Raw genomic sequence first — 4,472 nt, forward strand, 5'->3', positions numbered from 1 at the left:
GGCCGGGGGCCGCAGGCCGTCCGGGCCGAGCCGCGGGTCGGCGTCCTCGGGGCCGAAGGGGCCGTCGGGACCGAACGGTCCGCGCGGTCCGAACGGTCCGTCGGGCCCGAACACGTCCTGCGGCCCGACAGCGTCGAATGGGCCCTCGGGGCCGAACCGGCCGCGCGGTCCGCCGGGCCCGAAGCCCCGGTGCCAGCCGCGCGGGCCGCCGCGCGGGTCACCGTCCTGCTCGCGCAGGGAGGTGATGACGAGGGCCAGCAGCGTGCCGAGCTGCTCGCGCTGCTCGGGGTCGAGCACGGCGAACGGGTCGTCGTCCTCCTGGGCGCGTCCGCGCACGTCGCTGGCGGCCTGCCGGCCCGCGTCGGTGAGTCGGACGGTCGTCGACCGGCGGTCGGCGGGGTCGGGGGTGCGTTCGACGAGCCCGGCGCGCTCGAGCTTGGTGAGCAGCTCGCCGAGGGACTGCGAGCGCACACCGAGCAGGTAGGCGAGCTCCTTCTGGCCGAGCGGTTCGCGCAGCGCCAGCAGGGCCAGCACGCGCCCCTGGCCGCGGTGCGCGCCGGGGCGGCGGTGGCGTTCGCGTCGGGCGAGCAGCGCGTGCAGCCGGAACACGGCGGCGGGCAGGTCCTCGGGGTCGGCGTCGGCGTCGGGTGCGGTGTCGACGGGTGGCGTGGGGTCCGGGTGGTCGGGGGAGCCGTCGAACGGCTCGTCGTGGGGGGTGGTCATGGGTCCTCCTGGAAGCGTATGTGCGAAGGTACCTTCGCAGAACCAGATTGACAGGTACCTTCGCATTCGTCAACCCTGCGGTGTCGGCCGCCCGGGTAGATGTCCCACCGGGGCCCGGACCTGGTGAAGTACGGTGTCGAACGTGCCGACGAGTCCCTTGCACCTGCGCTACCTCGACGAAGAGCTGGACGAGCAGGGGGTGCCGGTCAGCTACCGCGTGCACTGCCCGCCCGAGTTCAACTTCGCCTACGACGTCGTCGACGAGCTCGCCGGCACCGACCCGGACCGCCCCGCGCTGCGCTGGTGCAACGACGAGGGCGAGCTGGCCCGGTACACGTTCGCCCAGGTCAAGGAGCGGTCGGACGCCGCCGCCGCATGGTTCACCGCGGCCGGGGTGCGCAAGGGGGACCGCGTGCTGCTCGTCCTCAAGCGCCACGTGCAGTTCTGGTGGGCGATCATCGCGCTGCACAAGATCGGGGCGGTCGCCGTCCCGGCCACCAACCAGCTCAAGGCCTACGACCTGGTCTTCCGGCTGCGCGAGGCACGGGTGACGGCGGCGGTCTGCACGCTCGAGGGCGAGCTGGCCGCCGAGCTCGACGAGGCCGAGGCCGAGCTCGGGGTGCACCTGGTCAAGGCCGGGGTGCGCGGCCGGCGCGAGGGCTGGGTGGACTTCGACGCGGCGCTCGACGCGGCCGGCCCGTTCGTGCGGCCCACCGGCGCCGACCTGCCGGTCGCGGCCGACCCGATGCTGCTCTACTTCACCTCCGGCACGACGGCGCAGCCCAAGATGGTGCTGCACGACTTCTCCTATCCCGTCGCGCACATTCCCACGGCCAAGTACTGGCACAAGGTCGACCCGGACGGGCTGCACCTCACCGTCTCGGAGACCGGCTGGGCCAAGTCGGTCTGGGGCAAGCTCTACGGCCAGTGGTTCATGGGCTGCTGCGTCGACGTCTACGACTTCGACCGGTTCGACCCGGTGCGGCTGCTGGAGCACCTGCAGGAGGCCCGGGTCACCACGTTCTGCGCCGCCCCCACGGTCTACCGGTTCCTCATCGCCGAGGACCTGTCCGCCTACGACCTGTCGGCCCTGCAGCACGCCACCATCGCGGGCGAGGCCATGAACCCCGTGGTCTACGAGCGGTTCAAGGAGGCCACCGGCCTGGAGATCAAGGAGGGCTACGGCCAGACCGAGATGACGCTCTCCGTCGTCACGAACTGGTGGCAGCCCACCCGTCCGGGGTCGATGGGCCAGCCGTCGCCCGCCTACGACGTCGTCCTGCTCACCGAGGACGGCCGCGAGGCCGGTGTCGACGAGGACGGTGAGATCTGCCTGCGGCTCGGCGACGGTGGCCGCCCCCTCGGGCTGTTCATGGGCTACGCCGACGACGAGGCGACCACGCGCTCGGTGTGGCACGACGGCTACTACCACTCGCACGACCTGGCCCGACGCGATGCCGACGGGTACTTCTGGTACGTCGGGCGCACCGACGACATGATCAAGACCTCCGGCTACCGGGTGGGTCCGTTCGAGGTGGAGAGCGTCGTGATGGCGCACCCGGCGGTCAAGGAGTGCGCGATCACCGGTGCCCCGCACCCCGTGCGCGGCATCGTCGTCAAGGCGACGATCGTGCTCGCCCCGGGCTACGAGGCCTCCGACGAGCTCGCCCGGGAGATCCAGGCCTTCGTCAAGCACCGGACCGCGCCGTACAAGTACCCGCGCGTGGTGGAGTTCGTCGAGGCGATGCCGGTGACGATCTCCGGCAAGATCCGCCGGGTGCAGATCCGCCAGGACTCCGAGGCCGCCGCGGGCTGAGCCGCGCCGGCCGGCGGCCTAGGCTGCCGGCATGCAGCAGGGTCCGGACCCCACGGTGCGCCGGCGCGCGGTGGTGCGCGGCACCGTGCAGGGGGTCGGGTTCCGGTGGTCGTGCCAGTGCGAGGCCGAGCGGCTCGGGGTCGCCGGCTGGGTGCGCAACCGGGACGACGGTGCGGTCGAGGTCGCCGTCGAAGGTCCGCCGGACCGGGTCGAGCAGATGCTCACCTGGCTGGCGCACGGTCCGCGGTTCGCCCGGGTGCTGTCGGTGCAGGTGCGCGAGGAGCCCGTCCGAGGTCAGACGGGGTTTTCGGTCGACGTCTGAGCGTCGGCAAGGTTTCCCGCGGACGTCGAATAGTTGTTACCTGGACCTCTTCTCAGCAGGGGCTGTGACCGCTACCTTCCCTGCATGCACATCGCGCAGCTCCTCATGGACGACACCGCAGCCTCGGCCGGCATCGGCATCGGTGGCCTCTTCCTGTACCTCGTCATCTACGTCGTCGCGGTCCTGCCGCTCTACGGCGTCTTCAGCAAGGCGGGCGAGCCCGGCTGGGCGGCGTTCGTGCCGATCTACAACATCATCGTCGAGCTGAAGATCATCGGTCGGCCGGCGTGGTGGGTCGTGCTGTTCTTCATCCCGGTCGTCAACATCGTCGTCGCGGTGCTCATCGCGATCGACCTGGCCAAGTCGTTCGGCAAGGGCACCGGCTTCGGCGTCGGCCTGTTCCTGCTCAACTGGATCTTCGCGCTCATCCTGTGGCTCGGCGACGCGCGCTACGTCGGCCCGGCCAACGCGGCGCCCCGCACCGCCTGATCCACCTCTTCCCCCTGCCGGACCTCGCGGCCCGGGCGGCACGGATCACCGTGCGGCCCGGGCCGCCATCACTTCCTCCAGACGTGCCGGGACCGCCTCGACCTCGGCCGGCACCTGGGCAGCCGCGAGCGCGGCACGCACCTGCTGCACCGGGACGTCGGCGACCCGCAGCCCCGTGCCCTCGAGCACGACGGGCAGCTGTGCGGCGGTGAGCGCCGCGAATGCCTCCTGCCAGACGGGTGTGCGCACCTGCACCGCCTGCAGGTCTCCGACCAGGTCGGCCTCGGAGCCTGCGGCCACCGCTCGGCCGGCCACCATGAGCACGAGCCGGTCGCACTGGCGGGCCTCCTGCAGGTAGTGCGTCGTCACGAGCACGCCTGCCCCGTTCTGCGCCTGCTCGCGGATCGTGTCCCACAGCCGCGCCCGGGCCAGCGGGTCGACCCCCGATGTCGGCTCGTCCAGCACGAGCAGCGCGGGTGCGTGCCCGAGCGCCGCGACGAACGCGAGCCGGCGCTGGTTGCCCAGCCCGATCGAGCCGACCGGCGTACGGGCCAACGGCGCCAGACCGTCCGGCAGGGTCGGCACCGGGGTGCCGTACGCGCCGGCGATGAACTCCAGGTTCTCGGCGACCGTGAGCGAGTCGTAGAGCCCGAGGTTCTGCGGCACGTAGCCGACCCGGCGCCGGCCCTCGCGCGAGGGCGGGGCGCCGCACAGCCGCACGGCACCGGCGCTGGGTGCCAGCAGCCCGAGCAGCAGGGTGAGCAGGGTCGTCTTGCCCGCCCCGTTGGCGCCGAGCAGGCCGACCACCTCACCGGGGCGCACCGCCAGGCTCACGTCGTCGACCGCGAGCAGGGCGCCGAACCGGCGGCTGGCGCCGAGAGCCTCGACCAGCGGGTCACTCATCACGGGCCTCCTGGTCCAAGGTCGCGGCGATGACAGCGTCCTCGAGGTCGGGGACCAGGACGCGGGCACCGGGCGGCGGGTCCTGCCCGGGCGGCAGCCACCCGTGCCGTTCGCGACCGCGGCGCCAGGTGTGCGCGGGGTCGAGGCCGTCCGCGGTCCCCAGCACCGTGCCGGGGGCGTGGCGCACCACGTCGGACGGCAGCCCGGACAGCAGCACGC

At 72.8% G+C, this 4,472-nt stretch carries 5 protein-coding genes and 1 pseudogene; 3 read left to right on the forward strand and 3 right to left on the reverse strand.

Annotation, left to right across the window (positions count from 1 at the left end):
* Nucleotides 1-723 (reverse strand): MarR family winged helix-turn-helix transcriptional regulator (locus F2B26_RS17590; RefSeq protein WP_159810623.1); only part of this gene is annotated, 723 nt, incomplete at its 3' end.
* Between the two features lie 142 nt (nucleotides 724-865).
* Between F2B26_RS17590 and F2B26_RS14675 the strand changes: the two genes are divergently transcribed.
* The 3 genes from F2B26_RS14675 (at nucleotide 866) to F2B26_RS14685 (ending at nucleotide 3,350) form a co-directional block, all read left to right on the forward strand.
* Nucleotides 866-2,539: an AMP-binding protein gene (locus F2B26_RS14675; protein ID WP_201292762.1), complete on the forward strand. Its 1,674-nt coding sequence runs from the start codon at nucleotides 866-868 to the stop codon at nucleotides 2,537-2,539.
* A 31-nt stretch (nucleotides 2,540-2,570) separates the two neighbouring features.
* Nucleotides 2,571-2,861, forward strand: a complete 291-nt coding sequence (locus F2B26_RS14680; RefSeq protein ID WP_159810625.1) for an acylphosphatase — start codon at nucleotides 2,571-2,573, stop codon at nucleotides 2,859-2,861.
* An 84-nt stretch (nucleotides 2,862-2,945) separates the two neighbouring features.
* Entirely contained in the window at nucleotides 2,946-3,350 is a 405-nt protein-coding gene (locus tag F2B26_RS14685) for a DUF5684 domain-containing protein (RefSeq protein ID WP_201292763.1), read from the forward strand.
* Between the two features lie 45 nt (nucleotides 3,351-3,395).
* Here the strand turns inward: F2B26_RS14685 and F2B26_RS14690 are convergent, their stop codons facing one another.
* On the reverse strand, nucleotides 3,396-4,253 hold the full coding sequence (locus tag F2B26_RS14690) for an ABC transporter ATP-binding protein (protein ID WP_159810627.1): 858 nt from the start codon (nucleotides 4,251-4,253) through the stop codon (nucleotides 3,396-3,398).
* Nucleotides 4,246-4,472 (reverse strand): annotated as a pseudogene (locus F2B26_RS14695) (ABC transporter ATP-binding protein); the annotation flags it as partial. The pseudogene F2B26_RS14695 and the gene F2B26_RS14690, both read right to left, overlap by 8 nt.

Source organism: Cellulomonas citrea, assembly GCF_009829685.1.
Classification (GTDB): Bacteria; Actinomycetota; Actinomycetes; order Actinomycetales; family Cellulomonadaceae; genus Cellulomonas; species Cellulomonas citrea.

What these genes read in the sequence shown, in the direction of transcription:
- F2B26_RS14680 (WP_159810625.1), top strand. Translation starts at nt 2,571, where the DNA reads ATGCAGCAGGGTCCGGACCCCACGGTGCGCCGGCGCGCGGTGGTGCGC.
- F2B26_RS14685 (WP_201292763.1), top strand. Translation starts at nt 2,946, where the DNA reads ATGCACATCGCGCAGCTCCTCATGGACGACACCGCAGCCTCGGCCGGC.
- F2B26_RS14690 (WP_159810627.1), bottom strand. Translation starts at nt 4,253, where the DNA reads ATGAGTGACCCGCTGGTCGAGGCTCTCGGCGCCAGCCGCCGGTTCGGC.